Below are 1,468 nucleotides of genomic sequence, written 5' to 3'. Positions count from 1 at the left end.
CGATGCGAAGGACCTGATGCTCGCCACGCTGGCGCGCGCGCCTTCTCTCGTGGCGGCTGGCTCTTCGAACTCAAATATGACGGCCATCGCTGTCCGTCGCCACGCGCGTTCGAGCGGCGATGCGCGAGCACCCTGCCCTCCTCGATGTTTTCGACACGCTCGCGGCGGCCCAGAACGACATCCGGGCTCTGCCCCTCCTCGAACGCAAGCAGCTCCTTCGTGACAGTTTTCGAACGACGCAGTTCATCTACGTGGTCGGAATCGCCTCGGCCGGCGCTTGGGTATTCGAGCAGGTGGAGCTGCACGACTTCGAAAACATGTGGCGAAGCGACTCGATTCGACTCATCAGAGGGCCGGTCACGCGACTGGATCAAGGTCAAGTATCAGGACTATAGCCGCCCTGCTGCTCTCGGCTTCGGAAGCGCCCCACGCATTTTGCAAAGGAAATTCCCCCAATCGGCGAACACCACCCCACCGCCCGCTTCGGCACGACGATGACTTTCGGCGTGTCCGCGGCCTGCGCGAATGGCAACCTGTGTCGCCGGGCAACTACTGTGGTCATCGGCGCGACGCAATGCATGCCCGGCAATGGTGGCGGCCGGTTCGCGAAACGAGGCATCGAGAGGTGGTCAATTGCCCGACGTCCGGTAAAGGCGGCCATATTGGGCGAAGATTGACGCCCTCTCTGCGGCTCTTGGGTGACAGCGATGAGCGCACAGCGACCTGACATCACCGCACCGATCATTTCCGACGAAGGCGCGACATGGTTTTCGGCCTACGGCTTCGACTGCGGATATTGTGCGTTTTTCAATCCCTCTTGATGCAGTCTGCGAATACACCTCGGCGCGGCGAACAAGAGGCGGAAGCAATTGATGCTCGCGTTCGAGCTCGGTAGGCACCAGATTCTGCGTGCGGTCGAACTCATCGTCATTCCGCAAAGTGGCGAACGAATAAGGTTCCCCCTTGCAAAGGAAGCTTTAGGTTCTGAGCCGGTGCACTAATGAAGAACGGACGGACCGACCTCTACCGCTCGCCGACGGGCAGAAGTCAGCCCCCATGCTAACGTCACAAGTACGCGCAGATGGTTATTGCCTTTCGCGCCCGCTCAGATAGTTCTGCATTCCTCGCATAGTAAAAACTTTGTAATCCACTATTCTCTATACGGGACGGACGTGTTAAGAGGTGTTGGAGCAGAAGGAGTTAATAAATTGATCACTAACATATTGCGTCGCGCGTCCAGGGCTAGCTGGATATCAGTTTTACTGCTGACCACCGCTCCTCACGCCTACTCTGCCTCCGAGCAGAAAGAACCACCGGTCCGTGCCGCGCGAGCTGAGCCCGAAACCGCCTCACAAGCCCAGGCTCGCGCGATTCTGACGAAAATGGCGGCATTCCTTGGCGGGACGCCGAGCTTTCGTGTCGGTGTGCGCAGCGGGTACGACGCCGTGCAGCCATCCGGGCAGAAAAT

The 1,468-nt window shown here is 59.3% G+C and carries 1 protein-coding gene; it reads left to right on the top strand.

Annotated elements, in window-relative coordinates; all coding sequences use genetic code 11:
• Positions 1-119: 119 nt before the first annotated feature.
• On the top strand, positions 120-395 hold the full coding sequence (locus AWB67_RS37665; protein WP_087660838.1) for a DNA ligase-like domain-containing protein: 276 nt from the start codon (positions 120-122) through the stop codon (positions 393-395).
• Positions 396-1,468: the final 1,073 nt, after the last annotated feature.

Origin of the sequence: Caballeronia terrestris (assembly GCF_001544515.1) — a bacterium.
GTDB classification, from domain to species: domain Bacteria; phylum Pseudomonadota; class Gammaproteobacteria; order Burkholderiales; family Burkholderiaceae; genus Caballeronia; species Caballeronia terrestris.
The sequence above is the reverse complement of the archived record's forward strand: the minus strand, read 5'-3'. Positions and strand labels throughout refer to the sequence as shown.